25 protein-coding genes are annotated in these 26,222 nt (G+C 71.9%); 13 read left to right on the top strand and 12 right to left on the bottom strand.

Annotated features, from left to right (window positions below):
* The first annotated feature begins 114 nt into the window (after positions 1 to 114).
* The 8 genes from C2865_RS11155 to C2865_RS11120 all read left to right on the top strand — a co-directional run bounded on the left by C2865_RS11155 (position 115) and on the right by C2865_RS11120 (position 6,448).
* Entirely contained in the window at positions 115 to 747 is a 633-nt protein-coding gene (locus tag C2865_RS11155; protein WP_106398274.1) for a TetR/AcrR family transcriptional regulator, read from the top strand.
* On the top strand, positions 735 to 1,883 hold the full coding sequence (locus C2865_RS11150) for an FAD-dependent monooxygenase (protein ID WP_106398273.1): 1,149 nt from the start codon (positions 735 to 737) through the stop codon (positions 1,881 to 1,883). Before C2865_RS11155 ends, C2865_RS11150 begins: the two co-directional genes overlap by 13 nt.
* 96 nt (positions 1,884 to 1,979) lie before the next feature.
* Complete coding sequence (locus tag C2865_RS11145) at positions 1,980 to 2,282, top strand: urease subunit gamma (protein WP_106398272.1); 303 nt, start codon at positions 1,980 to 1,982, stop codon at positions 2,280 to 2,282.
* Positions 2,279 to 2,608: an urease subunit beta gene (locus C2865_RS11140; RefSeq protein WP_106398271.1), complete on the top strand. Its 330-nt coding sequence runs from the start codon at positions 2,279 to 2,281 to the stop codon at positions 2,606 to 2,608. Before C2865_RS11145 ends, C2865_RS11140 begins: the two co-directional genes overlap by 4 nt.
* Positions 2,601 to 4,310, top strand: coding sequence for an urease subunit alpha (locus C2865_RS11135; RefSeq protein WP_106398270.1), 1,710 nt, complete (start codon positions 2,601 to 2,603; stop codon positions 4,308 to 4,310). The genes C2865_RS11140 and C2865_RS11135 overlap by 8 nt, the downstream gene beginning before the upstream one ends.
* Positions 4,310 to 4,993, top strand: coding sequence for an urease accessory protein UreF (locus C2865_RS11130; RefSeq protein WP_198653159.1), 684 nt, complete (start codon positions 4,310 to 4,312; stop codon positions 4,991 to 4,993). The genes C2865_RS11135 and C2865_RS11130 overlap by 1 nt, the downstream gene beginning before the upstream one ends.
* A gap of 24 nt (positions 4,994 to 5,017) precedes the next feature.
* Positions 5,018 to 5,677, top strand: coding sequence for an urease accessory protein UreG (ureG, locus tag C2865_RS11125; protein ID WP_106398268.1), 660 nt, complete (start codon positions 5,018 to 5,020; stop codon positions 5,675 to 5,677).
* Positions 5,678 to 5,737: 60 nt separating this feature from the next.
* Positions 5,738 to 6,448 carry an urease accessory protein UreD gene (locus C2865_RS11120; RefSeq protein ID WP_106398267.1) on the top strand — a complete coding sequence of 237 codons (711 nt, stop codon included), beginning with the start codon at positions 5,738 to 5,740 and terminating at the stop codon, positions 6,446 to 6,448.
* Here C2865_RS11120 and C2865_RS11115 read toward each other — a convergent pair.
* From C2865_RS11115 to ppdK, 4 genes are all read right to left on the bottom strand, one after another.
* Positions 6,435 to 7,679: an NAD(P)/FAD-dependent oxidoreductase gene (locus C2865_RS11115; RefSeq protein ID WP_106398266.1), complete on the bottom strand. Its 1,245-nt coding sequence runs from the start codon at positions 7,677 to 7,679 to the stop codon at positions 6,435 to 6,437. The two genes, C2865_RS11120 and C2865_RS11115, sit on opposite strands and share 14 nt — an antisense overlap.
* 75 nt (positions 7,680 to 7,754) lie before the next feature.
* On the bottom strand, positions 7,755 to 8,966 hold the full coding sequence (locus C2865_RS11110) for a deoxyguanosinetriphosphate triphosphohydrolase (RefSeq protein ID WP_106398265.1): 1,212 nt from the start codon (positions 8,964 to 8,966) through the stop codon (positions 7,755 to 7,757).
* 40 nt (positions 8,967 to 9,006) lie between these two features.
* Positions 9,007 to 9,699, bottom strand: a complete 693-nt coding sequence (locus C2865_RS11105) for a YdcF family protein (RefSeq protein ID WP_106398693.1) — start codon at positions 9,697 to 9,699, stop codon at positions 9,007 to 9,009.
* A gap of 110 nt (positions 9,700 to 9,809) precedes the next feature.
* Positions 9,810 to 12,479, bottom strand: a complete 2,670-nt coding sequence (gene ppdK, locus C2865_RS11100) for a pyruvate, phosphate dikinase (RefSeq protein WP_106398264.1) — start codon at positions 12,477 to 12,479, stop codon at positions 9,810 to 9,812.
* A 216-nt stretch (positions 12,480 to 12,695) separates the two neighbouring features.
* Between ppdK and C2865_RS11095 the strand changes: the two genes are divergently transcribed.
* From C2865_RS11095 to C2865_RS11085, 3 genes are all read left to right on the top strand, one after another.
* On the top strand, positions 12,696 to 14,594 hold the full coding sequence (locus C2865_RS11095; protein WP_232835516.1) for a glycoside hydrolase family 15 protein: 1,899 nt from the start codon (positions 12,696 to 12,698) through the stop codon (positions 14,592 to 14,594).
* A 206-nt stretch (positions 14,595 to 14,800) separates the two neighbouring features.
* Entirely contained in the window at positions 14,801 to 15,424 is a 624-nt protein-coding gene (locus tag C2865_RS11090) for a hypothetical protein (protein WP_106398262.1), read from the top strand.
* 370 nt (positions 15,425 to 15,794) lie between these two features.
* Positions 15,795 to 16,421: a hypothetical protein gene (locus C2865_RS11085; protein WP_106398261.1), complete on the top strand. Its 627-nt coding sequence runs from the start codon at positions 15,795 to 15,797 to the stop codon at positions 16,419 to 16,421.
* Between the two features lie 111 nt (positions 16,422 to 16,532).
* Here C2865_RS11085 and C2865_RS11080 read toward each other — a convergent pair whose 3' ends face one another.
* The 4 genes from C2865_RS11080 to C2865_RS11065 are packed head-to-tail and all read right to left on the bottom strand — an operon-like array spanning position 16,533 to position 19,550.
* On the bottom strand, positions 16,533 to 16,916 hold the full coding sequence (locus C2865_RS11080) for a Fur family transcriptional regulator (RefSeq protein ID WP_106398260.1): 384 nt from the start codon (positions 16,914 to 16,916) through the stop codon (positions 16,533 to 16,535).
* Positions 16,913 to 17,776, bottom strand: a complete 864-nt coding sequence (locus C2865_RS11075) for a metal ABC transporter permease (protein WP_106398692.1) — start codon at positions 17,774 to 17,776, stop codon at positions 16,913 to 16,915. Before C2865_RS11075 ends, C2865_RS11080 begins: the two co-directional genes overlap by 4 nt.
* A 22-nt stretch (positions 17,777 to 17,798) precedes the next feature.
* Positions 17,799 to 18,587 carry a metal ABC transporter ATP-binding protein gene (locus C2865_RS11070; protein ID WP_106398259.1) on the bottom strand — a complete coding sequence of 263 codons (789 nt, stop codon included), beginning with the start codon at positions 18,585 to 18,587 and terminating at the stop codon, positions 17,799 to 17,801.
* Between the two features lie 6 nt (positions 18,588 to 18,593).
* Complete coding sequence (locus tag C2865_RS11065) at positions 18,594 to 19,550, bottom strand: metal ABC transporter substrate-binding protein (RefSeq protein WP_106398258.1); 957 nt, start codon at positions 19,548 to 19,550, stop codon at positions 18,594 to 18,596.
* Positions 19,551 to 19,639: 89 nt separating this feature from the next.
* On the opposite strand from C2865_RS11065, the gene C2865_RS11060 reads away from it, so the two are divergent.
* On the top strand, positions 19,640 to 19,927 hold the full coding sequence (locus C2865_RS11060) for an antibiotic biosynthesis monooxygenase family protein (RefSeq protein ID WP_106398257.1): 288 nt from the start codon (positions 19,640 to 19,642) through the stop codon (positions 19,925 to 19,927).
* A 73-nt stretch (positions 19,928 to 20,000) separates the two neighbouring features.
* Positions 20,001 to 20,828: a DUF1906 domain-containing protein gene (locus C2865_RS11055; RefSeq protein ID WP_106398256.1), complete on the top strand. Its 828-nt coding sequence runs from the start codon at positions 20,001 to 20,003 to the stop codon at positions 20,826 to 20,828.
* 48 nt (positions 20,829 to 20,876) lie between these two features.
* Here the strand turns inward: C2865_RS11055 and C2865_RS11050 are convergent, their stop codons facing one another.
* From C2865_RS11050 to C2865_RS11035, 4 genes are all read right to left on the bottom strand, one after another.
* Positions 20,877 to 23,129 carry a cytochrome P450 gene (locus C2865_RS11050; RefSeq protein ID WP_106398255.1) on the bottom strand — a complete coding sequence of 751 codons (2,253 nt, stop codon included), beginning with the start codon at positions 23,127 to 23,129 and terminating at the stop codon, positions 20,877 to 20,879.
* 16 nt (positions 23,130 to 23,145) lie between these two features.
* Positions 23,146 to 24,363: a serine hydrolase domain-containing protein gene (locus tag C2865_RS11045; RefSeq protein WP_106398254.1), complete on the bottom strand. Its 1,218-nt coding sequence runs from the start codon at positions 24,361 to 24,363 to the stop codon at positions 23,146 to 23,148.
* Positions 24,364 to 24,377: 14 nt separating this feature from the next.
* Entirely contained in the window at positions 24,378 to 25,190 is an 813-nt protein-coding gene (locus C2865_RS11040; protein ID WP_106398253.1) for an SDR family NAD(P)-dependent oxidoreductase, read from the bottom strand.
* A 244-nt stretch (positions 25,191 to 25,434) separates the two neighbouring features.
* Complete coding sequence (locus tag C2865_RS11035; protein ID WP_198653157.1) at positions 25,435 to 26,031, bottom strand: TetR/AcrR family transcriptional regulator; 597 nt, start codon at positions 26,029 to 26,031, stop codon at positions 25,435 to 25,437.
* Positions 26,032 to 26,222 lie beyond the last annotated feature (191 nt).

Below are 26,222 nucleotides of genomic sequence, written 5' to 3'. Positions count from 1 at the left end.
AGCTCGTTATATTCCCCTGCGAAACCAGCAAGTCACACAAAGTAACAATCTACTCACAAACACCCCGGAAGCCCTTGTTTGACTGAACATGCTCAGTGAGTATGCTCAGTGAATATGAACAAGCGCGAGGAGAGCAAACGACGCACCCGGACGGCGCTGCTCGAGGCCGCCCGGACGGTGATCCGGGACAGGGGCCTTCCCGCCGCGACCGCGCGGGACGTGGCGGCGGAGGCCGGGGTGGCGGTGGGGACGGTGTTCGTGCACTTCCCGACCATGGGCGCGCTGGCCGAGACCCTCGTCGACGAGACGGTCGAGAAGGCGCTCGTGCGGGCCGGGGTGATCCCCGGCGCGGACGCCCCGCCCCCCGGCGGCGCAGGGGCCGGAGCGGTCGAGCGGCTGGTCGAGGTGAGCGCGGCGCTGTACGACGCCTACGGCGCCGATCCCGAGCTCTCCCGGCAGGTCCTGGCCGGGTCGCTGTTCCAGCACGCCCCGGGCGGGCCCGCGGCCGAACGGCTGCGCGCCTTCCAGGAGTGGGTCGTCCGGCGGCTCGCCGAGGGGCGGGCCGCGGGCGAGATCGCCGACCTCGACCCCGAGGAGGCGTTCCTGGGGTTCTTCTCGCTCTACTTCGGGGTGCTCGTGGCCGGGCTGAGCGGCCGCCTCGACCGTCCGGCGCAGCTGCGGACGCTGCGCTCGTCGTTGACGCGCCTGCTGGGCGCGGAAGGAGACCGCAGCCGATGGACATCCTGATCGCAGGAGCGGGGATCGGCGGCCTCACCGCCGCGACCGCACTGGGACGAGCCGGGCACACGGTCACGCTCGTGGAGCGCTCACCCGGGTTCGAGGCGGCCGGCGCGGGCATCGTGCTGGCGCCCAACGCCCTTCGCATCCTGGCCTCTCTCGGCGTCGAACTCGACGGCCTGGGCCTTCGGCTCGCCCGCAACGAGGTGCGCACCGCCGCAGGCGCCCCCCTGACGGTCCTCGACCTGGCGACGATGGAGGAGGACTTCGGGCCGACCCGCTCCTTCGCCCGAGCCGACCTGCACCAGGCCCTCGTCCGAGCACTCCCCTCGAACGTCGCGACCGTCCTCGGCCACCCCCTGCGAACCGTGGAGGAGCGCCAGAACGGCGCCATCGCGGACTGGGGACAGGGCCCCGAGCGTTTCGACGTGGTCGTCGGCGCGGACGGCCTGCGCTCCGCGACGCGAGAGGCCCTCTACGGCCCCGCACCGCTGCGCTACAGCGGCACGACGTGCTGGCGCGGCGTCACCGCCTTCGACTGCGGAGACACCGCGATCGAGGCGTGGGGCGGCCGCGCCCGCGTCGGCGTGGTCCCCCTGACGGGCGGCCGCACGTACTACTTCCTCGTCCTGGCCGCCCCGCCCCGCGCCCCCGCCCCCTCCTGGCCCCGGGGCTTCCGCGCGGCTTTCGCCGGCTTCGGCGGCGTCCCCGGCGCGCTCCTGTCCGTCCTGGCCGACGCCCCGCCCCTGCACCACGACCTGTCCGAGCTCGACCGCCCCCTCTGGGGCCGTGGCCGGATCCTGCTCCTCGGCGACGCCGCCCACGCCATGACCCCCAACCAGGGCCAGGGCGCCGCCATGGCCGTCGAAGACGCCGTGGCCCTGGCCCTCGCGCTGCGCCCCGGCGCGGACGGCGCCGCCGACCGCTACCGCGGCGCCCGCCACGCCCGCGTCCGCAACGTCCAGCTGGCCTCCCGCCGCATAGGCCGCGTCGCCCACTGGCACCGCTCCCCCCTCCCCCGGCTCCGCGACACCGCCCTGCGCCTCGCCCCTCCCTCCGCCGCCGCCCGCGCCCTGAGGAACCTCGTCCGCCCCGGCCTGACCCTGGCGGACGCCCTCCCCTTCGAAGCCGCCGACCCGGACTGAACCCGCGGACCCCGCCCCTCACCACACCCGTTAATTCGCAGTTAAATCGGCAAATCAAACGAATTAATCGGCGGTAAGTGGGGTTAGCGTCGCGTCGTGCTGATCTCTCCTCACGAGCAGGAACGCCTGCTCATTCATGTGGCCGCGCAGGTGGCGCGGGAGCGCCGGGCGCGGGGGCTGCTGCTCAACCACCCCGAAGCGACCGCGCTGATCGCGGTGCACGTGCTGGAAGGAGCGCGGGACGGGCGGAGCGTCGTGGAGCTCATGGAGTCCGGACGGGGCGTGCTGGGTCGCGAGGACGTCATGGAGGGCGTTCCGGAGCTGCTCGACTCGGTGCAGATCGAGGCCACGTTCCCGGACGGCACCAAGCTCGTCACCGTCCACAGGCCGATCCCGTGAACGGGGGGAGCGCGGACGGGTTCGCACCGGGGCAGATCGTCGTGGGCGAGGGGGCGGTCGAGCTGAACCCGGGACGGGAGCGGCTGACGCTGGCCGTCGAGAACACCGGGGACCGGCCCGTGCAGGTCGGGTCGCACTACCACTTCGCGCAGGCCAACCCGGCACTGAACTTCGACCGGGCGGCGGCGCGGGGGTACCGGCTGGACGTGCCGGCGGGGACCGCCGTGCGGTTCGAGCCCGGCATGGTGCGGGACGTCGGGCTCGTACGGCTGGCGGGGGCGCGGGTCGTACCCGGGCTGCGCCTCGAAGGAGGGCTCGATGGCTGAGATCTCGCGCGGGCGCTACGCCGCGCTGTACGGGCCGACGGCCGGGGACCGCGTCCGGCTGGCCGACACCGACCTGTTCATCGAGGTCACCGAGGACCTGGCGCGCGGCGCGGGAGCCGGGGACGAGGCGGTCTTCGGCGGCGGCAAGGTGATCCGCGAGTCGATGGGGCAGGCCCGCGCCACCCGCGCCGAGGGCGCGCCGGACCTGGTGATCACCGGTGTGGTGGTCCTCGACCACTGGGGGATCGTCAAGGCCGACGTCGGGGTGCGGGACGGGCGGATCGTCGCCCTCGGCAAGGCCGGCAACCCCGACATCATGGACGGAGTGCATCCGGACCTGGTGATCGGGCCGTCCACCGAGATCCTGGCGGGGAACGGGAAGATCCTCACCGCGGGGGCGGTCGACTCCCACGTGCACTTCATCTGCCCGCAGCTCATCGAGGAGGCACTCGGCGCGGGCGTCACCACGCTCATCGGCGGCGGCACCGGCCCGGCCGAGGGCACCAAGGCCACCACCGTCACCGGCGCCTGGTACCTGCACCGGATGCTGGAGTCGCTGGACGCCTGGCCGGTGAACGTCGCGCTGCTCGGCAAGGGCAACACCGTCTCCGAGGCCGCCCTGTGGGAGCAGCTCGAGGCCGGGGCGTCCGGCTTCAAACTGCACGAGGACTGGGGCACCACACCCGCGGCGATCGACGCCTGCCTGCGGGTCTGCGACGCCTCGGGCGTGCAGGCCGCGCTGCACTCCGACACCCTCAACGAGGCCGGGTACGTCGAGTCGACGCTCGGCGCGGTCGCCGGGCGCTCCATCCACGCCTACCACACCGAGGGCGCGGGCGGCGGGCACGCGCCCGACATCATCACCGTGGCCGCGCACCCCAACGTGCTGCCCTCGTCGACCAACCCGACCCGGCCGCACACCGTCAACACCCTCGACGAGCACCTCGACATGCTGATGGTCTGCCACCACCTCAGCCCGGCGGTGCCCGAGGACCTGGCGTTCGCCGAGTCCCGGATCAGGCCGACGACGATGGCCGCCGAGGACGTCCTGCACGACCTGGGCGCCATCTCGATCATCGGCTCGGACTCCCAGGCGATGGGCCGCATCGGCGAGACCGTCCTGCGCACCTGGCAGACCGCGCACGTCATGAAGGCCCGGCGCGGCGCGCTGGAGGGCCCCGCCGACAACCTCCGGGCCCGCCGCTACGTCGCCAAGTACACGATCAATCCGGCGATCGCGCACGGCCTGGACGGCGAGGTCGGCTCGGTCGAGACCGGCAAGCTCGCCGACCTGGTGCTGTGGGACCCGCGCTTCTTCGGGGTGCGGCCCTGCGTCGTGCTCAAGGGCGGGATGATCGCCTGGGCCCAGATGGGCGACGCCAACGCCTCGATCCCCACCCCGCAGCCGGTGCTGCCGCGCCCCATGTTCGGCGCGTCCCCGACCGCCGCCGCGGCGACGTCGGTGCACTTCGTGTCGGAGGCGGCGATCGAGGACGGCCTGGCGGCGAAGATCGACGTGCGGCGCCGGCTCGTGCCGGTGAAGAGCACGCGCGCGACCGGCAAGGCCGACATGCCGCTCAATGACGCGCTGCCGCGCATCGAGGTCGACCCGGACAGCTTCACCGTCCGGATCGACGGCGAGGTGATCGAGCCGGCTCCGGCCGAGCGGCTGCCCATGGCCCAGCGGTACTTCCTGTTCTGATGCGCGCGCACCTGCTGATGCTGGCGGACTCCCGGCTGCCCGCCGGGGGCCATGCCCACTCGGGCGGCCTGGAGCCCGCCGTCACCGCGGGGGCCGTGGCGTCGGTCGCGGACCTGGCGGACTTCCTGCACGGCAGGCTGCACACCGCGGGGCTGGTGGCGTCCGCGCTGGCCGCCGCCGCCTGCGCGCACGCCCCCGGCGGTGCGGACTGGTCCGGACTGGACGCCGAGGCCGACGCGCGCACGCCGTCGCCCGCGCAGCGCACGGCCTCCCGCGCGCAGGGCAAGTCCCTGCTGCGGGCGGCGCGCGCGACCTGGCCCCACCCGGTGCTGGACGGGCTGCGGGTGCCCGTCCCGGCCGGCGCTCCGCGCGCCCCGCACCACCCGCTGGTGCTCGGCGCCGCCGCGCACGCGATCGGGTGCGCGCCGCTCGACGCGGCGTCCGTCGCGGCCTACGGCGCGGTGACCGGCCCGGCGTCGGCGGCGGTGCGGCTGCTCGGCCTCGACCCGATGGCCGTGCAGCGGGCCCTGGCGGAACTGGCGGGGGACGTGGACGAGGTCGCGCGGGAGGCGGCCGCGCACGCGGAGAAGGACTGGGCGGAGCTGCCCGCGGTCTCGGCGCCCGCGCTGGACCTGTGGGCGGAGGAGCACCTGCGGGCCGACCTGCGGCTGTTCGAGTCTTGAACACGAAAGAGGGAGATCACAACGATGGGCGGATACCACGGTCCGGACCGGCACCACGCCGCGCCGAAGCCCGGACGGCCGATGCGGCTGGGCATCGGCGGGCCGGTCGGCAGCGGCAAGACCGCGCTGACGGCCGCCCTGTGCAAGGTGCTGAAGGACGAGCTGGACCTCGCCGTCGTCACCAACGACATCTACACCACCGAGGACGCCGACTTCCTGCGCCGCAACGCGGTGCTCGACGACGAGCGGATCATGGCGGTGCGCACCGGCTGCTGCCCGCACACCGCGATCCGCGACGACATCTCGGCCAACCTCGACGCCGTGGAGGACCTGGAGGAGCGGCACGGGAACCTGGAGCTGGTCATCGTGGAGAGCGGCGGCGACAACCTCACCGCGACGTTCAGCCAGGGCCTGGTCGACCTCCAGATCTTCGTGCTGGACGTGTCCGGCGGCGACAAGGTGCCGCGCAAGGGCGGTCCCGGCGTCACCGCCAGCGACCTGCTCGTCATCAACAAGACCGACCTGGCCCCGCTCGTCGGCGCGGACCTGGGCGTCATGGACCGCGACTCGGCGAAGGTGCGCGAGGGGCGCCCGGTGATCTTCAGCTCGATCCGCGAGGAGCCGGACGTGCCGAAGATCGCCGACTGGGTCCGCACCTCCGTCCACGCGTTCCTGCACCACTGACCCGCCGCGTGCGGCACCGGCCACGGTGCCGCACGCGCTTCCCACCCGAGGAGAGCGCCGATGGGACGCGGCTACACAGCCCACGCCGCCGTCACGGCAGAGCCCGGCCCGCACGGCCGCACCCGCCTCACCCGCCTGCGCTCCGACGGCCCCCTGGCCCTGCGCGAGACCCCCGACGGGGTCTACCTGGTGGGCGCGGCCGCCGGCCCCCTGGGCGGTGACCGCCTCCACCTGGACATCCGGGTCGCCGAGGGCGCCTGCCTGACGATCCGCTCCGCGGCGACGACCCTGGCGATGCCCGGCGACGGCGAGTCCACCTACACCGTCACCGCCGAGGTCGACGGCCACCTGGACTTCGCCCCCGAACCGACCGTCGCCGTCCGCGGCTGCCGCCACCGCGCCCTCGCCCGCGTGGCCCTGGGCCCGTCCGGCACCCTGCGCTGGCGGGAAGAGCTGGTCCTGGGCCGCCATGACGAGGAACCCGGCCTCCACACCGGCCGCGTCGACATCACCCGAGCGGGCCTCCCCGTCCTGCGCCACGAACTCCGCGCCGACCCCGCCTCCCGAAGCCGGGCCGTCCTGGGCACCGCCAAGGCCGTCGGCTCCCTCATCCGCACGGGCCCCTCCGTCACCCGCGCCGAACCGGGCCTGGCACTCCTCCCCCTGGCCTCCGGCGGCACCCTCGCCAACGCCGCCGCCCCCGACTCAGCGGCGTTGCGGCGGCTGCTGCTGCGCGCCGAGGAGGCGCTGGAGCCGGTCAGCTCGGGATGAGCTGGGCCAGGGGGCGGCGCGGTTCGGTCAGGGCGTCCGGGTCCACCGGGACGCCGGAGCGGATGAGGGACTGGAGGGTGCCGGTGGCGCCCGGGGTGTTGACGCTCAGGGCCGCGGTGAGCCGGCCGGCCGACAGCCAGAAGACCAGGTAGGAGCCTGCGGAGATGTCGCCTCTGACCAGGACCCGGTCGTAGGAGCCGGGCTCGGCACGGCCGGAGAACTCCATGGCCTGCTCGTACTGGTGGGTGAAGCGGTACGGCAGCCGGTCGTGGACGACGTCCCGGCCGAGCATCGAGCGCGCGGCGGCCGCCCCGCCGTCGATCGCGTTGGCCCAGTGCTCGACGCGCAGGTGGCGGCGGTACAGCGGGTGGTAGAAGCGGGCCACGTCCCCGGCGGCGAACACGTCCGGGTCCTCGGTGCGCAGCGCCGAGTCGACCACCACGCCGTCGTCGGTCCGCAGGCCCGCGGCGCGGGCGAGGCCGTCCCGCGGGGCGCCGCCGACGGCCAGGACCACCAGGTCCGCGGGCAGCTCGGCGCCGCGCGAGGTGACGACGTGGCCGACCTCTCCCTCGCCCCCCTCGCCCCTGATCGCGAACAGGCCGTCCTCGAAGAGGCACTCCACGCCCTTGCCACGGTGCAGATCGGCGAAGATCCTCCCCGCCTCGGGGCCGAGCGTCCCGTACAGCGGGGTCGCCTCGGCCTCCACGACGGCGACGCGGTTGCCGTACCGGCGGGCCGCGGCGGCGGCCTCGAGGCCGATCCAGCCCGCCCCCACCACGACCACCCGCCGGTCCCCCCGGCTCAGCAGGCCGTGCAGGGCGCGGGCGTCGTCGATGGTCCGCAGGGTGTGCACGCCGGCCAGGCCCGTGCCGGGCACCCGCGTCCTGCGGGGCGAGGAGCCCGTGGCCAGCAGCAGCCTGTCGTAGCGCAGCCGGCTGCCGTCGGACAGGCCCACCCTGTGCTCGCGGCGGTCCAGCGCGGTGGCGGCCGTGTCGATCATCAGGGTGATGTCGCGGTCGCGGTACCAGGACTCCTCGTGCAGGCGTGCCGACTCCGGATCCGCCCGGCCCAGCAGCACCTCCTTGCTCAGCGGCGGCCGCGCGTAGGGGGGACCGGGCTCCTCGCCGACCAGCAGGACGCTGCCGGTGAAGCCCTCCTCCCGCAGCGTCTCCGCGGCCTTCGCGCCGGCCGCGCCGGCGCCGACGATCACATGGGATTCGAGCGCGGGCATAAGGACCTCCCCCGTCCGTGCGCCTCCTCCCTCCTTCTTATGACCCGGCGGGCGGGGTGTCCAATCGCCGCCGGATCAGGCCGCCAGCAGGGAGTGCCAGGCCAGGGCGCTGGTGTCGGTGAGGGAGGCGACCTGGTCGACCACGACGCGCAGGCGGGCGGAGTCGTCGGCGGCGTCGGCGTAGGCCCAGCGGAACAGGGGGTCCAGCGTCCCGGGCGCGCCCGCCGCGATCGCCTCGGCCAGCTCGGCGATCACCTCGCGCTGGCGGGCCCGGTTGTGCTCGTAGCTGACCCACACGTAGTGCGCGGTGATCGCCTTGAGCAGCGCCACCTCCTGGCGCACCTGGCCGGGGACGATCAGGTCGGCGGTGTACCGGGTCAGCGGGCCCGGCCCGTAGGCGTCCCTGGTGGCCTCCTCGGCGCCCAGGCAGAACCGGCCGATCAGCCAGCTGGTGAGGTTCTTCAGCGCCGCGTAGCTGCTGGCGGTGTTGTCGATCATCCGCGGCCAGAACGGCTGGGCCAGCAATACCTCGAAGCGCTCCTCCAGCTCGGCCAGGTCGGCGGGGCCGTACAGCTTGGCCGCCACCTCGCACACGTCGCGGCGCAGCGCCGGGTCGGCCAGCATGCCCAGGTCGACCGTGCCGGTGACCAGGGCGTCCTCCAGGTCGTGCACGGAGTAGGCCACGTCGTCCGACCAGTCCATGACCTGGGCCTCGAAGCAGGCGCGGCCCTCGGGGGCGTCCCGCCTGACCCACAGCGCCACCTCGAGGTCGTCGTCGTAGACGCCGTACTTGGCGGGGTTGTCGCGCTTGCGCCAGGGGTACTTCATGGTGGCGTCCAGCGCCGCCCGGGTGAGGTTGAGCCCGACGCTGCGCCCGTCGGCGGCGAAGGACTTGTGCTCCAGGCGGGTGAGCAGCCGCAGGCTCTGCGCGTTGCCCTCGAACCCGCCGCACGCGGTGGCGAAGAGGTCCAGCGCCTTCTCGCCGTTGTGCCCGAACGGGGGGTGGCCCAGGTCGTGCGCCAGGCAGGCGGTCTCCACCAGGTCCGGGTCGCAGCCCAGGGACTTGCCCAGTTCCCGGCCGACCTGGCCGCACTCCAGGGAGTGGGTCAGCCGGGTGCGCTGGAAGTCGTTCTGGCCGGGGTCGCCGACCTGGGTCTTGGACGAGAGCCGCCGCAGGGCCGCGCTGTGCAGCACCCGGGCGCGGTCCCGCTCGAACGCCGTCCGGTCACGCCGCTTGGGCGGCTCGTCCGCCCAGCGTTCGATGTCCTGTGAGGAGTAGCCGTTCATCTCCAGAGGATAGGACTCCCAGGTGAGGCGTTCGTGACTTTCACATGGTGTGTCGGCTGCGGCCGAGCAACACGTAGTAGAGATACCCGCCCGTCTCGCGGACTATCGAGTGGAGCTGGGTGTCCCGCGTCTGCACGCTGGGGCCGCTGCGGGTGGGCGAGGAGACCGCGTCGATCCCGTTGTCCCCGGCCATCTTGTTCGACCGCAGGCTGTGCCACGGGTCGGTGACCACGACCCCGCTCCCCCAGCCGCGGTCCCGGTAGACCCCGCCGACCGCGATCATGCTCTGCAGGGTGTCCCGGCCGGTCTCCACCGCCACGACGTCCGCCGCCGGCGCCCCCAGCCGGACCAGGAAGTCGCGGCCCGCGGCGGCCTCGGTGACCCGGTCGCCCGCCTGCTTGCCGCCCACCGTGACGATCTTCGGGGCGACGCCCTCCCGGTAGAGCGTGTAGGCGTGCCGCAGCCGCGCCTCGAAGTAGGGCGAGGGCCGCCCGTCGTACTGCGCGGCGCCCAGCACGATGATCGCGTCCGACTTCGGGCGCTCGTCCTGCCGGGCCTCGTACCAGACCCGCCAGCCCACGACCAGCGGGGTGAGCACGCACACCGCGACCACCACGAACAGCAGCCGCCCGGTCCACACCAGCGGGCGCGGCAGCCGTCGCCCGCGTTTCCCGGCCGCCCGGCGCCCTGCCCCCTCGTCCCCGTTTTCGTCCTGGATCTGTGGCTCATCCATGTCCGTCACCATCGTGGCACTCACGATAGGTCAGACGAGCCGGGAGATCAGCGGGTTCGGCCCGACGCGCGATGTGGCGCGCGCCGGGCCGGATCCCGTTCGGGGACGGATCAGCGGCTGTCGCTGCCGTCGGTCTCCACCGCCGCTCGGCCCGCCTCCAGCCGGGCCACGGGTACCCGGAACGGCGAGCAGGACACGTAGTCCAGGCCCACCTCGTGGAAGAAGTGCACCGACTCGGGGTCGCCGCCGTGCTCGCCGCAGACGCCGAGCTTGAGGTCCGGACGGGTCCTGCGGCCCTCCTCGACGGCGATGCGCACCAGGCGGCCCACGCCCTCGCGGTCCAGCGTCTCGAACGGGGAGACGCCGAAGACGCCCAGCTCCAGGTAGCGGCTGAAGAACGAGGCCTCGACGTCGTCGCGGGAGAAGCCCCACGTGGTCTGGGTGAGGTCGTTGGTGCCGAAGGAGAAGAACTCCGCGCCCTCGGCGATCTGGCCGGCGGTCAGCGCCGCCCGCGGCAGCTCGATCATGGTGCCGATCAGCGCCTTCACCTCGCCGCCCACCGACGCGAGCACCTCTTCGGCCTCTTCCCTGGCGTGTTCGAGTTCCTGAATGGAGCCCACGAGGGGGATCATGATCTCAGGACGGGGGTCACCCCCCTCGGACAGCCGCTGGGCCGCCGCCTCCGCGATGGCCCGAACCTGCATCGCGAACAGGCCGGGAATCACCAGACCCAGCCTCACCCCACGCAGACCGAGCATAGGGTTCTGTTCGTGAAGGCGGTGGACCGCCTCCAGCAGCCTGCGATCCTTGTCGGACGCGTCGGCCCCGGCGAGGGCCACCTTGACCGAAAGCTCCGTCAGATCCGGGAGGAACTCGTGCAGCGGCGGGTCGATCAGCCGGATCGTGACGGGCTGCCCGTCCATGGCCTGGAGGATGCCGTGGAAGTCCTCCTTCTGCAGCGGGGCGAGCGCCTCCAGCGCCGCCTCGCGCCCGGCGTCGGAGGTGGCCAGGATCAGGTCCTCCACCAGCTGCCGCCGGTCGCCGAGGAACATGTGCTCAGTGCGGCACAGGCCGATGCCCGTGGCGCCGAAGCGGCGTGCCCGCGCGGCGTCCTCGGGGGTGTCGGCGTTGGCGCGCACCGCGAGGCGCGCCGCGGTGTCGGCGTGCGTCATCAGCCGGTGCACCGACTGGACGAGCTCGTCGCCGTCGGCGGGGGCGAGCTCGCCCTCGAAGTAGCGCACCACCGGGGAGGGGCTGACGGGCACCTCGCCCAGGTAGACGTCGCCGGTCGTGCCGTCGATGGAGATCACGTCGCCCTCCTCGACGACCACCTCCCCCGCCTTCATGCGGCGGGCCTTGACGTCGACGTCGAGGTCCTCGGCGCCGCAGACGCAGGTCTTGCCCATGCCGCGGGCCACGACGGCCGCGTGCGAGGTCTTGCCGCCGCGCGAGGTGAGGATGCCCTCGGCGGCGATCATGCCGGTGAGGTCGTCGGGGTTGGTCTCCCGGCGCACCAGGATGGTCCTCTCGCCGCGGGCCGCGGCCTCGACCGCCGCCTCGGAGGAGAAGACGGCCCTGCCCACGGCGGCGCCGGGCGAGGCGTTCATGCCCTTGGCGATCTTCGTCTTGGCGGCTCCGGCGTCGAAGCGCGGGAACATCAGCTGGGCGAGCTGGTCGCCGTTGACCCGGTGGATCGCCTCGTCGAGGTCGATCAGGCCCTGGTCGGCCAGCTGGCAGGCGATGCGGAACGCCGCGGCGGCGGTGCGCTTGCCCACCCGGGTCTGCAGCATCCACAGCTTGCCGCGCTCGACCGTGAACTCGATGTCGCACAGGTCGAGGTAGTGGTTCTCCAGCGTCTCCATGATCTCGAGCAGCTGGTCGTAGACCGGCTTGTTGATCCGCTCGAGGTCGGCCAGCGGCACCGTGTTGCGGATGCCGGCCACCACGTCCTCGCCCTGGGCGTTCTGCAGGTAGTCGCCGTAGACGCCCTGCTGGCCGCTGGCGGGGTCGCGGGTGAAGGCCACGCCGGTGCCCGAGTCCATGCCCAGGTTGCCGAAGACCATGGAGCAGACGTTCACCGCGGTGCCCAGCTCGGCGGGGATGCGCTCCTGGCGGCGGTAGAGGACGGCACGGTCGGAGTTCCAGGAGTCGAACACCGCCTTGATCGCCAGGTCCATCTGCTCGCGCGGGTCGGTCGGGAACTCCCGGCCCGCTCGCTCGCGCACGATGCCCTTGAAGGTGCCGACCAGCTTCTGGAAGTCGTCCGCGCCCAGGTCCAGGTCGTCCGTGGTGCCCTTGGCGTGCTTGAGCTCCTCCAGCGCCTCCTCGAACAGCTCGCCGTCCACGCCGAGGACGGTCTTGCCGAACATCTGGATCAGGCGCCGGTAGGAGTCCCAGGCGAAGCGCTCGTTGCCGGCCTGCGCGGCGAGGCCCGCCACGGACTCGTCGTTCAGCCCGATGTTCAACACGGTGTCCATCATTCCCGGCATGGAGAATTTGGCACCGGAACGTACGCTGACCAGAAGCGGATCGTCCGCCTGGCCGAGCCGCTTGCCCATGGTGCTCTCGAGCGCGGTCAGGTGCTCGGTGATCTCCTCGGCCAGACCTGCCGGGACCGCCCCCTCGGTCAGGTAGTGCCGGCACGCCTGCGTGGTGATGGTGAACCCCGGAGGTACCGGAAGTCCCAAATTTGTCATCTCGGAAAGATTCGCACCTTTTCCGCCCAGCAGATCTTTGAGGTCTTTGTTGCCCTCTGTGAAGTCGTAAACGAACTTCGGCACGGCCAGCTCCCTTCCACCCTTTGGGCGTGGACTGTACCCGTTGCCCAGTTCAGGCCCCGTCGCCCCATTCAACCAGAGAGCAAACTCGCTGGTCAGGGCGGGTTCCGTGGTCTATTCCAATAGTCTTGTTCCGATAACTTTGCGTTCTTTTCACAGTGGATTGGAGCGTGCTAGCCCGTGAAAACCGGGGAAGCAAGGTATGAGGGGGGTGAGGCCGTGCGACGTCGTGGGGCCCTGGGGCCTGGCAGTGAACCGTTCTCTCCGATCGCGGACTTCGGGTTCCTGTCGGACTGCGAGACCACGGCGCTGATGGCGCCGAACGGCAACGTGGAGTGGCTGTGCCTGCCCTCGATGGACTCGCCGAGCGTCTTCGGCTCGATCCTGGACCGTGACGCCGGCTACTTCCGGATCGGTCCGGCGGGGGTCGAGGTGCCGGCGGCGCAGCGCTACATCCCCGGGACGATGGTGATGGAGACCACCTGGTGGACCAGGGGCGGCTGGCTGGTGGTGACGGACGCCCTGCTCATGGGGCCCTGGCACCATGAAACGGAACGGTCCCGCTCCTACCGGCGCGCGCCCACCGACTACGACGCCGACCACGTCCTGCTGCGGATGGTCAAGTGCGTCAACGGGAACGTCCAGGTGCGCATGGACTGCATGCCGGTGTTCGACTACGGCAAGCTCCCCGCCCAGTGGCAGTACACCGGGCAGGGCTACCACGAGGCGCTGGCCACCGGGGCGGGGCACGACCTCGACCTGCACCTGACCAGCGACATGAACGTCGGCTTCGAGGGCTCGCTGGCCACCGCCCGCACCCTCCTCAAGGAGGGCGAGTCCCGGTTCGTGGCGTTGTCGTGGAGCTCCCACGGCGCCCCGCAGAACCTCAAGGAGGCCCAGAAGCGCCTGCGCTGGACCATCCACCACTGGCAGCACTGGCTGGACCGGGGCGACTTCCCCGACCACCCGTGGCGCTCCTACCTGCAGCGCAGCGCCCTCACCCTCAAGGGCCTGACCTACGCCAACACCGGCGCGGTGGCCGCGGCGGCGACGACCTCGCTGCCCGAGGCCCCCGGCGGGGACCGCAACTGGGACTACCGCTACACCTGGATCCGCGACTCCACGATGACGCTGTGGGCGTTCTACACCCTCGGCTACGACTGGGAGGCCAACGACTTCTTCCACTTCATCACCGACGTGGCCGAGGAGTCCGACGGCAGGCTCCAGATCATGTACGGGATCGACGGGAGGTCGGAGCTGCCGGAGTCCACGCTGGACCATCTGAGCGGGTACGACAACGCCAAACCCGTCCGGATCGGCAACGGCGCCTACACCCAGGCCCAGCACGACGTCTGGGGCGCGATCATCAGCTCGATCTACCTGTTCGTGCGCAAGCGCGACAGGCTGGACGACCGGCTGTGGAAGATCGTGGTGACCCAGGTCGAGGAGGCGCTGCTGCACTGGCGCGAGCCGGACTGCGGCATGTGGGAGGTCCGCGGCGCTCCCCAGCACTTCACCTCCTCCAAGGTCTTCTGCTGGGTGGCCGCCGACCGCGGCGCCCGGCTGGCCCGGCTGCGCGGCGCCGACGAGGCGGCCCGCGCCGAGCGCTGGCAGGCCGCGGCCGACGAGATCCGCGACGACGTGCTGGCCAACGCCGTGGACGAGCGTGGCGTGTTCACCGCCCACTACGGCTCCAAGTCCCTGGACGCCTCGGTCCTGCTGATCCCGATCCTGGGGTTCCTGCCGGCCGAGGACAAGCGGGTCCGCGAGACGGTCCTGGCGATCGCCGAGGAGCTCACCGAGGACGACCTGGTGCTGCGCTACCGGGCGGAGGAGACCGACGACGGGTTCGCCTCGGAGGAGGGGACCTTCACGATCTGCTCGTTCTGGCTGGTGTCGGCGCTGGTGACCATCGGCGAGACCGAACGCGCCAAGACCCTCTGCCACAAGCTGCTGTCGTACGCCTCGCAGCTGCAGCTGTACGCCGAGGAGATCGACGCGCACACCGGCCGCCACCTGGGCAACTTCCCCCAGGCCTTCACCCATCTGGCGCTCATCAACGCCGTGATGCAGGTCATCGGGATCGAGCGCGGCCAGCGCCTGTTCCCCTTCGCCTGATCCGCCGGCCCGGCCGGGCCGGCACGACCGGGGCCATGGCACCGTTTGCGCGGTGCCATGGCCCTTGTTCATGTCCGGCACCATGTGATGCAAAACACCTTACGGGTGTCTCATTCCGGACAAATCACTACTTACAAGTCCATATTGACGGCTTTAAAGTAACCACTTACTTTCGCTGTGACACCCCCACAGCGAAGGGACCTCGCATGTCCGTCCTCAAACGCCTCGCCGCTCTCACCGGCCTCACGACGGTGGCCGCGATGGCGCTGGCCGTTCCGGCGTCCGCGACCACGGTGAGCAGCACCACCTTCCGCGCCACGATCCTGGAGCCGCTGACCGTGACGGTCACCCTCCTCGGCTCGCCCACCACGGCCAGCTGCCCCAGCGGGACGATGTCCGGCACCCTCAACACCGACGGCACCGGCCTGTCGGTCACCTCGGCGAGCATCGGCGCCTGCAGCGGCTCCGTCAGCGCGACGGTCACCCCGGAGAACCTGCCGTGGTCCGGCGGCAACGTCGTCTACACCAACGACGGCATCCGCGACCGCGAGGGCACCGTCACCATGGCCGGATTCCGGGTGAAGGCGGTCGTGAACGTCCTCGGCGGCATCACCTGCATCTACGGCGGTGCCCTGACCGGCGACGCCTACAACGGCGCCAACCCGAACCGCCCCGTCGCCTCGAGCACCCACGCCCAGGCCAAGGCGACCAACGTGACCGTGAACAAGATCAACTCCGGCAGCAACTTCTTCTGCCCGGGCAGCGCCTCGGTCTCCGGCGTCCTGGAGCTGACCGACGGCAGCGGCAACCTGATCACCGCCGGCCCCTGATCCCCGCGGGGCCGTGAACCGGTCCCGAGACGCGGGCCCGTCTCCGCCCACCCGACATGGGCGGAGACGGGCCCGCCGTTTTCAGCGTAGACGAGAGACTGATCTTCACCCCACCTCGCCGGGCCCATCGAAGCACCTTTCACCAGGCCGAGCAGTGTTGCATGTCACAAACCGGCCACTCAGCGCGACAGAACGCGCCTTCCCCCGGCACTCAGACGGCCGCGTATTTTACTCGCCGTTTTTATCAGGGGATGACAACCAGGTGACGCATGTCACAAAGCGGCCATTTCATGAATCAGTCGGATATTGACGCACCATCGGCGTCTGCTTACCTTCACGGTGGCATTGCAACCAGACAAAGGAGATGTCAATGTCGCGTATCCGACAACTGGCGGCACTCACGGGAGCCGCGGCCCTCGCGCTCACCGCGGTAGGCGCCCCCGCCCACGCGGGCACCACCGAGATCCGCAAGGTGGCCGGCAACACCCTCTACAGCGGCAGCGCCAAGGCCACCCTCATCCAGAACCTGGTGGTCAACGGCGGCGGCACCACGACCTGCACCTCCGCGAGCCTGAACGGCACCATCGACTCCGACGGCAACCCGCTGAGCATCACCTCGGCCAGCATCGGAGGCTGCTCGGGCACCGCGTCGTCCATCACCTTCCTGAACATGCCCTGGGCCGGGAGCGTCACCTACGCGCCCGTCGCGGGCGGCAGGGACGGCACCGTCGCCCTCAACGGCTTCACGGTGCGGGCGACCGTCTTCGGCGTGCAGTGCACCTACGGCGGCAACGTCGTGGCGAACGGGTTCAACGGGTCCAACGCCAACCGCCCGGTCCCGTCCAACGGCCAGGCCCAGGTCAACATGGCAGGCATCACGGTCAACAAGACCTCGGGCATCTTCCTCTGCCCGAGCAGCGCCTCCATCACCCAGGGCGTCTTCGCGCTCACGACCGCGAGCGACGAGTCCCTCTACGTCACCGGCACCTACCCCTAGGCCGACCGGCGGTCCCGAGGTATGAGGCAGGCCTGCTTCCGCCCATTGGAGCTGGGCGGAAGCAGGCCTGCCGCGTTCCAGGCTAGCCGACGCCCGCCGGCCCGCCTCCGGTCAGGAGCGGGCGGCGCAGTCGGGGCAGGTGCCGAAGACCTCCACGGTGTGGGTCATGTCGGTGAAGCCGTGCTCGGCGCCGACGGCGTCCGCCCACCTCTCCACCGCCGGGCCCTCCACCTCGACGGTCCGGCCGCAGGAGCGGCAGACCAGGTGGTGGTGGTGATCCTCGGTGGTGCAGGCGCGGTAGACCGCCTCGCCCTCGGCGGTGCGCAGCACGTCCACCTCGCCGGTCTCCGACATCGCCTGAAGAGCCCGGTACACCGTGGTCAGGCCGATCTTCGAGCCCTCCGCGCGCAGCACCGCGTAGATGTCCTGGGCGCTGCGGAAGCCCTCGCCGGAGGCCAGGGCTCGGCGTACCGCCTCGCGTCTGGCGGTCGTCATGACGTCTCCTCACTCACGGGTCCGCCCCCAGACATTACAGGGCCCGCGAGGGACGGAGCGTGGCGGCGCCGGACCAGGAACCCGCCGGCGGCGGACAGGACGAAGATCGCCAACGCCACCATGACGATCGCGGGCCCCGGGGAGATGTTCACCTCCCCCACGCTGAACTGGTACGACCCGGCCAGGCCGCCGACCGCGGCGAGCATGCCGAAGAGCATGGCCAGCAACGCCGTCGCCCGAAAGCCCCGGGTCAGCTGCTGGGCCGCCGCGACCGGCACCACCATGAGCGCGCTGACCAGCAGCAGCCCCACGACCCGCATCGCCACCACGATGGTGAGCGCGGCGATGACGGCCAGCATCATGCTCAGCAGGCCGGTCCGCAGCCCCGCGGCCCGCGCGACCTCCTCGTCCTGGCACAGGACGAACAGCTCGCGGCGCAGCAGCACCAGGACGCCCAGCACCGCCGCCACGAGCAGGGCGATGACCAGCAGGTCCTGCTCGGAGACGCTGCTGATCGAGCCGAACAGGTAGGACAGGAGGCTGGAGGTGCTGCCGCCGGGCGCGAAGTTGGTGACCAGCACCCCGCCGGCCAGCCCCCCGTAGAACAGCAGCGCCAGCGCCACGTCCCCGCCGGTGCGGCCGCGGGTGCGCAGCAGCTCGATGCAGATCGCGCCGAGCACCGAGACGACGATCGCGCCCAGCAGCGGCGAGGTGCTGGTGACCAGGCCGAGCGCGACGCCGGTCAGCGCGATGTGGCCGATGCCGTCGCCCAGCAGGGCCAGCCGCCGCTGCACGATGAAGGTGCCGACGGCCGGGGCGGCCAGGCCGATGAGCAGCGCCGCCAGCAGCGCCCGCTGCATGAAGTCGTAGGCGAGCAAGGGTTCAGTGCCTTCCCGTCTTGCCCACCAGGGCCCGCCACAACGAGACGGGCTCGGGTTCGGCGTGCGGGTGGACGTGGTCGTGGCCGGGCAGGGCGCACTCGCCCGAGGGCTCGGGCGGCGCGCCCCGGTGCACGATCCTGCCGTGCTCCAGCACCACGCTGTGGGTGATCAGCGGCTCGAGCGGCCCGAGCTCGTGCAGGACCAGCACGATCGTGTGGCCCTGCCCGACCAGCAGGGACAGCGTGTCGGCCAGCGCCCGCTGGTTCTCGGCGTCCACGCCGGCCAGCGGCTCGTCCATGACGAGCACGTCGGGCTCGCCGGCCAGGGCGCGGGCGATGAGCACCCGCTGCTGCTGGCCGCCCGACAGCCGCGAGACGCTCTGCCCGGCCAGGTGGTCGACGCCCAGCGCGGCCATGGCCCGCCCGACGGCGGCGCGGTCGGCCCGAGAGGCGGGCCGCAGGCGGGACTGGCGGGCGATCCGCCCGGAGGAGACGATCTCCCGGACCGTCGCGGGCACCCCCCCGCCGACGCTCAGCCGCTGCGGCACGTAACCGATCCTGGCCCAGTCGCGGAACCGGGCGGAGCCGAAGACGGACCGCCGCCCCGAGGCCAGGGGCACCAGCCCCAGCAGGGCCCGCACCAGGGTGGACTTGCCCGACCCGTTGGGTCCCATCAGCGCGACGACCTCGCCGGGGCAGATCCGCAGGTCGATCCCGTGCAGGATCTCCCTGCCGTCCAGCCTGACATGCCCGTCTTGCAGCTCGAAAACGGCATCCATCATGGTTTCCATTGTCACTCAGGAACAGACCAGCGCGTCCTTCAGTGCCGCCAGGTTGCGGCGCTGAACCGACAGGTAGTCATCACCCGACCCCTCCTTCACACCCTCCAGGGGGTCCAGGACCGCGGTCTTCACGCCCGCCCCGTCGGCCAGCGTCTGCGCGAGCCGGGGGCTCACCAGCGTCTCGGTGAACACGGTGGTGACGCCGAGCTCCTTGATCCGGTCGCTCAGCTCGGCCATGCGCCGGGGCGAGGGCTCGGAGTCGGGGTCGATCCCGGCGATGGCCACCTGCTCGAGCCCGTACCGGTCGGCCAGGTAGGAGAACGCCGCGTGCGAGGTCACGATGGTCTTCTGCTCGCAGCGGGCCAGGCCGTCCTCGAACTCCCCGTCCAGCGCGCCGAGCTCTCCGGCGACCTTCTGGGCGTTCGCGCGGTAGTCCGCGGCGTGGGCGGGGTCGGCCTCGGCCAGCCGCTCGCCGAGACCGGTCGCCGCGGCGGCCATCCGGGAGGGGTCGAGCCACAGGTGCGGATCGTGCTCGCCCTCGTGCTCGTGCGCCTCCTCGGCGTGCTCGCCCTCCCCCTCGTGGGCGTGCTCGTCGGCGTGGGCGTGCTCGTCGGCGGGGATCAGCTCCACCAGCGAGGACACGTCCAGGGAGCGGTCTGCGGCGTGCTGGGCGACGGCGTCGTCCACGGCGGGCTGGAGGCCCTTGACGTACACGGCGAGGTCGGTCTCGGTGATCTCGGCCACCTGCCGGGGCGACAGCTCCAGGTCGTGCGGCTCGGTGCCCGGCTTGGTGAGCACGGCGACCTCGGCGTTCGCGCCGCCGACCCGCTCGGCCAGCCAGGCGACCGGATAGAAGGAGGCCGTGATCTCCGTCTTCCCGTCCGCACCGGAGGAGGAGCCGCCGTTCCCGCAGGCCGCGGTGGCCAGCATCACTACGGACAAAGCACTAGAAATCAGGACGCTTCTCTTCATACTTCGATGATGGCTAAAATGAAAATGATTGTCAAAACCGATGAGATCATCCGGACGGCCGCACCACGCGCACCTGCCAGGATGGCCCTGTGATCGCCATTACCCGCTACCGCGTCCCCGAAGGCTCCCCTGCCGAGCAGTTCCAGGCCGAGCTCGCCCCCGTCCTCACCGCGCTGGAGGCCTCGCCCGGCTTCCGTTACGGGAGGATCGGGCGCTGTGTCGACGATCCCGAACTCTGGGCGCTGGTCACCGAATGGGACGGTGCGGGCTACTACCGCCGCGCCCTGGGCGCTTACGAGGTCCGCATGGCTTTCATCCCCCTGTCCGCCCTGGCCGTCGACGAGCCGGGCGCCTACGAAGTGGTCAAGCCGGGGTAAAGCTTTCCATGGGCCGTTTGCCCCGGCACCGGCGTGGTGATCAACGCCTCACCGATCACCGGAAAGGACGTCGATGCCCCGAGCCTTCCTCGCCCTCGGACTGCTCAGCCTCGCGATCATCCTGCCCTGCGCCTCGGCCGGCGCGGTGTCCCTCCCCGCGGGACCCGACCCCGCCGACCCCGCCGAGCGCGCCGTCTCACCGCCGCGCGGCCACCAGCAGGTCTGGGCCTCCGGACACGGCTTCGACACCTGCGCCGCCCCGTCCCTGCGCGCCATGCGGGCCTGGCGGAACGCCTACTCGATCGCCAACATCTACATCGGCGGCGCCGCCCGCGGCTGCGCCCAGCCGCACCTGACCCGCGAATGGGTGGTGTCGACGCGGCGGATGGGCTACCGGCTGATCCCCACCTACGTGGGCCCGCAGGCGCCCTGCACCCGCTTCCGCCACCGGTTCACCGGCCGGCACGCCTTCGAGCGCGGCCTGGAGGAGGCCGAGCGGGCGGTGGCGGACGCGCAGCGGCTCGGCATCCCCGAGGGGCAGCCGATCTACTACGACATGGAGGCCTACCGCAGCCGCGACCTCTCCTGCCGCGACGCGGTCCTGGCCTTCCTGGACGCCTGGTCGATCCATCTGGACGAGCTCGGCTACCTGCCCGGCGTCTACAGCAGCGCCGCCAGCGGCATCCGCGACCTGGCGGAGGCCGAGGGGATCACCCGCCCGTACGCCGTCTGGTACGCCCGCTGGGACGGCGAGCCCGAGCCGTACGGCGACCGGCACGTGCCCGACGACCTCTGGTACGACCACCAGCGGATCAAGCAGTACCGCGGAGGCCACTTCGAGGAGCACGGCGGGGTCCGCATGAAGGTCGACAGCAACATCGTCGACGGCCCCGTCTACTGAGCCCCCGCGCTCGCCCGGGAGCCGCCGCGACGGCTCCCGGGCTCCGGCTCAGGCCTCCAGGACCAGACGCGTGCAGCCCTTGGCCGCGCGCGACACGCAGATCATCATCGTGCCGTCGGCGGCCTGCTCCGCGGGGGTGAGGATCGAGTCGCGGTGGTCGGCCGACCCGGCCAGGATCCGCGTCTCGCAGGTGCCGCACGTCCCCTCCTTGCAGGAGGACAGCGCGGTGACGCCGTTCTCCTCCGCGACCTGGAGGATCGACCTGCCCGCCGGCACCTCGGCCTGGACGCCCGACCGGGCGAACTCCACCTGGAACGCCTCGTCCGGCTCCTCGCGCACCACCTTTCTGGGCGCGAACCGCTCGGTGTGCAGCGTGCCCTCCGGCCAGTGCGCCAAAGCGTCCTCGACCGCCCGCAGCAGCGGCTCCGGACCGCACGCGTAGACGAGCGCGCCGGTCCGGACCTCGGCGAAGACACCCGGCAGGTCCGGATGGCCGAACTCGTCCTGCGGGACCGGCCTCACCCTGTCGCCGTACTGCGCCAGCTCGTCGAGGAACGCCATCGACGCGCGGGTGCGGCCGCCGTAGTGCAGCTCCCACTCGGCGCCCTCGGCCTCGGCCTTCTCGATCATCGGGAGGATCGGGGTGATCCCGATGCCGCCCGCGACGAAGACGTACCGCGGGGAGGGCACGAGCCTGAAGTTGTTGCGGGGCCAGCCCAGGCGGACCCGCGCGCCGACCTCGAACGTGTCGTGGATCGCCTGCGAGCCGCCGCGCCCGCCGGTCTCGCGCAGCACGCCCAGCCGCCACTCGTCCGGCCGCGACGGCGACGAGGACAGGGAGTACTGCCGCACCAGGACGCCGCCGCCCACCGGCACGCGGACGTCGACGTGCGCGCCGGGCTCCCAGTCCGGCAGGGCGTCGCCGTCGGGGTGGGCGAAGCGCAGCGCGACGACGCCTTCGGCGGCCTCCTCCCTGGCGACCAGCACGAGGTCCATCTCGCGCTTGACGCGCCTCTTCTGGCGCTCGACGTCGGCGACGTCCCAGACCACGGGCAGGGACAGGCGCACCGGCAGCAGCGCCATCCTGGCGAAGTCGAGCGGGACCTCGCCGGCGGGGCGCAGGGAGGGCAGCCGCTCGAAGAGCACCCGCAGCCCGGTCGCGCCCTGCACACGGGCGAGCTCCTGGCCGAGGCAGGTGTGCCGGCCCGCGGTGAAGGCCAGGTGCCCGGCCGGGTCCTCGCGGTGGATGTCGAACTCGAAAGGACGCTCGACGTGGGCGGGGTCGGTGTTCGCGCTCGCGAGCGAGACCCAGATCATGTCGCCCCGGGAGATCTTCACACCGGAGATCTCCATGTCGCGCGTCGCCTTGCGGGAGGCGAAGGGCGACGACGGGCGGCGGCGGATGGTCTCCTCGAAGACGTTCGCCCACAGCGCCGGGTCCTCGAGCGCCTCCTCGATGTACTCGCGCCTGGTGTCGAGGAACAGCACGGCGTTCGCCATCGCCTGCGCGGTGGTGTCGGCGCCGGCGAGAGCGAACTCGCAGACGTGCAGCGCCACCTGCGGGATGGTCAGGACATAAGCGCCGTCCTCGGTCTTCTGCGTCGCCATGTCGCTGATGAAGTCGTCGCCGGGGTTCTCGCGGCGCTCGGCGACCACGGCCTGCAGCCGGGCGAAGGACGCCGCGAACCGCTCCCACACCTCATCGAAGATCTCCTGCGGCATCTGCTCCTGCGCGGAGGAGAGCACGCGGCCCATGTCGCCGCGCAGCCTGCGCATCATGGCGTCGTGCTCCCAACCCAGGCCCAGATGGGCCAGCAGGGTCTGGGTGGTCAGCTCGAGGCAGTACTCCTCCATGAGGTCGGCGGAGCCCCGGTCCTCGATCTTGTCGAGGATGCGGTGGGCTCGCTCCTCGATCTGCGGGCGCAGCGCCTCCATGCGGTCCCTGGTGAACCCGCGCAGTGCCGCGTTGCGGTGGACCGTGTGCAGGTCGGGATCCGTGCCCACGATCATCTCCGACATCAGGCCCTGCGGGACGACGTCGCGGTGCTTCTCGGGGACCTCGATCGTCGCGGTGTTGCCGGAAGAGGAGAACTCCCTCCAGTCCCCCAGCACGCGCAGCACGTCCTCGCGCCGGGTGACGATCCACGCGTTGAGCCACGGGTACCAGAACACCGGATGCTCCTCGCGCACCTTGGCGAAGTGCAGGGACGGGTCGCGGTAGTAGTCGTCGCTCATGGCGTCGAAGCCGTGCGCGACGGGGCAGCGGCCGGCCTCCGCCGGGCGCGTCGGGGTCTCGGTCATCGTCGACTCCGGATTCTCACAGGGCCGCGGCCACGGCCATGGTCGAGAGCTTCTGGAAGCGGGCGACGTTCTCGCTCTCCTCCATCACTCCGGCGGACAGGAACACGAAGGTGAGGTCGCGTTCCGGGTCGACCCAGAACAGCGACGATCCGGCGCCGTAGTTGCCGTGCGTGCGCGGCGACGTGAACGGGCCGAAGAAGCCGGGCGCGGTGCCCGTGCCGGACAGCGAGAACCCGAGCCCGAAGTTGCCGCGGGGGATCTCCCAGCCGCGGGCGACGGCCATCTGGGCGTACAGGTCGTTCGGCATGTCGCCGGTCTGCGGGGTCGTGGCCTGGTCGACGACCGCCGGAGCCAGCACCCACCGCCCGTCGTGGAGGCCGCGGCGGCGGATCATCTCGGCGAACGTGAGGACGTCGCGGGCGGTGGAGACGGAGCCCACCCACGGCATCTCGGCGTCCTCGGTGATGTGCTCGTTGAGGCACTCGATGTCGCCGGGCTGCAGGAAACCGCCTTCGGGCAGGTACGCCTTGAGCGGCACGGCCCGGTCGCGCAGCCCCGCCGGCAGGCCGAACGAGGTCTCGTCCATGCCCAGCGGGTCGAAGACCAGCTCGCGGGCCAGGTCGCGGAACGACGCCGCGCCGTAGGCGCGGCGCACCATCTCGCCCATGAGCGCGTGGTTGATCGCCGGCGCGTAGTTGAGGTTCTCGCCCGGCTCGAACAGCACGTCCACCTCCGACAGCGCCCGGATCACGTCCGCCAGGACGCCGAAGCGCTCGGGCCCCAGCCCCGGGTTGGGCGTCGGCGGCATGCCGGAGCGGTGGGTGAGCAGGTGGACGAGGCTGATCCGGTCCTTGCGGAGCATGTGGAACGGGTCGGTCCCCAGGAACTCCGGGATCAGGTCCACGACGCGTGTGGACAGGGCCAGCCTGCCCTCGCCGATCGCGCGCAGCGCCATCGCGTTGGTGAACGCCTTGGTGAGGGAGAGCACGCGGAACACCGCGTCCGTCCCGAGCTCGCGGCCGGTGGCGCGCTCGTGCCAGCCGAGCACGGTGTCCGCGACGACGTCGCCGCCGCGGGCGAGGATCATGTGGACGCCGTCGTAGGCGCCGGCGGCGATGTCCCTCCTGATCTCGGCGGCGAGCCGTTCGAGGGCGCAGCGGTCGACGTCCGGGCGGGAGACGACGTCGGGGGCGGCGGCCTGCGCGACGGGGACGGCGGTGGTGTCGGGGGTCATGGTCGTCGTGCCTCTCACTGCATCACGAGCCCGCCCGAGGGCGAGATCGTCTGGCCGGTGTAGTACGAGCCCTCCTCGCCGGCGAGGAACAGGACCGTCTTGGCGATCTCCTCCGGCGTGGCGGTGCGGCGGATCGGCTGGAGGCCGACGAGGAAGTCGATGAACTCGTCGTCGCTCTGGCGGAAGAGCGGGGTGTCGATGGCTCCCGGGGCGAGCGCGTTGACGCGGATGCCGAACGGGGCCAGCTCGACGGCGCCCTCGCGGGTGAGGCCGAGCACGGCGGCCTTGGAGGCCGGGTAGTAGGGCGGCATCGCCACGCCCATCAGCGCCGCGGCCGAGGAGAAGTTGACGACGGCGCCGCCCCCGTTCCTCTTCAGCAGCGGTACGGCGGCCCGCATGGTGAAGAACGTGCCGTAGAGATTGATCTTCATGACGCGGTCGAAGTCGTCGTCGGTGACGTGCTCGATGAACTCGGGATCGTGGCGGCGCCCCTGCTTCATCGCGAGGAACCCCTTGTAGTTCTCCTCGTTGAGCGCCTCGAGGGCGGCCCGGTTCGGGGCGTTGACGCCTGCCGCGTTGACGAGCGTGCCCAGCCGGCCGTGGTCGGCCTCCACCCGGGCGAAGGCCTCGCCGACGGCGCCGCTGTCGGCGATGTCGAAGGCGAGCGGAACGGCGCGCTCCATGCCCTCGAACGCGGCCTCCAGCGCCTCGGCGGAGATGTCCGCGCCGTACACGGCGGCGCCTTCCCCGTGGAACGCACGGGCCACGGCGAGACCCATGCCAGACGCCGCTCCGGTGACGAAAACGACGTGATCAGCGAACTTCATCGCTCCTCCTCGCAACCTCCCCGGCGCGACCACCGGGGTGTAAGCAGCGTCTCATATTCGCTTGACGGGTGTCTAGTGAAAGTTCACTTAACGGACACGAGAGGGCACGCCACGGAGAGATCGAAGGTCAAGGGAGCGTGCTCTACCTGGGGGAACGCAGACAAGACCGCCGCACGGCAGCGGCTCAAGCAAGGAAATTCACTGGACGGGCGTCCAGTCGATCGGTCGCGGCAGGGCCGGCGTCTCAGGCCGGGTAGTCCACGTCGCCCCGCAGGGCGTGGGCGAGGGCGTCGGCGAGTTCGGGCACGATCGCCTCGAAGAAGCCCGGACGGTCGCGCAGGACTCCGAAATAGAACGAGCGCTCGACCGTCATCACCAGCGCGACGAGCCTCGCCCGCGCGCGCTCGGCCGGGAGGCCCTGCGCCACGAGGCGGTCGACGACGGCCGCCATCGCGCCGACCAGCCGGTCGTAGAGGGCGAACCACTCGTCCGCGACGGCCTCCTCGCTCGCGAGCGCCTGCTCCATGGAGATGAACTCCATGCGGTACCGCCGCCACATGGCGGCCTGCTCGCGCAGCCACTCCTCGGCGGCCGCGGGGCCGGGCTCGATGCCGGCCAGCCGCGCGTACGCGCCGACGATCTCCGGCTCCACGCCGCGCATGAGCTCGACGACGATCTCGGCCTTGGACCGGAAGTGCAGGTAGAACGTGGCCCGGGAGACCTTGGCCGCACGCGCGATGGCGTCCGCCGTCGTCGCCGGGTAGCCCTGCGCGACGAACAGCCCGCGCGCGGCATAGATCAGCGCGGCGCGCGTGCGCCGCTTCTGTTCGGCGCGCGACACGGGAGCAGTCTTCTCCGACACCAGGAGGCCCTTCCAGCCGATGTCCGGCCACCTTATCGGGGCCCGCGAGAGCCCACATGTCACCAGATGCGACAGGCCGAACACCCGGGGTCGCCCAAGTCTTCTCCAGTCTCCGGCAATCTCCGGCGACACACGGCCTGGAGGGTCTGCTTCCCCGGGCCCCCGGACTT

Source organism: Actinocorallia populi, from assembly GCF_002995495.1.
GTDB classification, from domain to species: Bacteria; Actinomycetota; Actinomycetes; order Streptosporangiales; family Streptosporangiaceae; genus Actinocorallia; species Actinocorallia populi.
The sequence above is the reverse complement of the archived record's forward strand: the minus strand, read 5'-3'. Positions and strand labels throughout refer to the sequence as shown.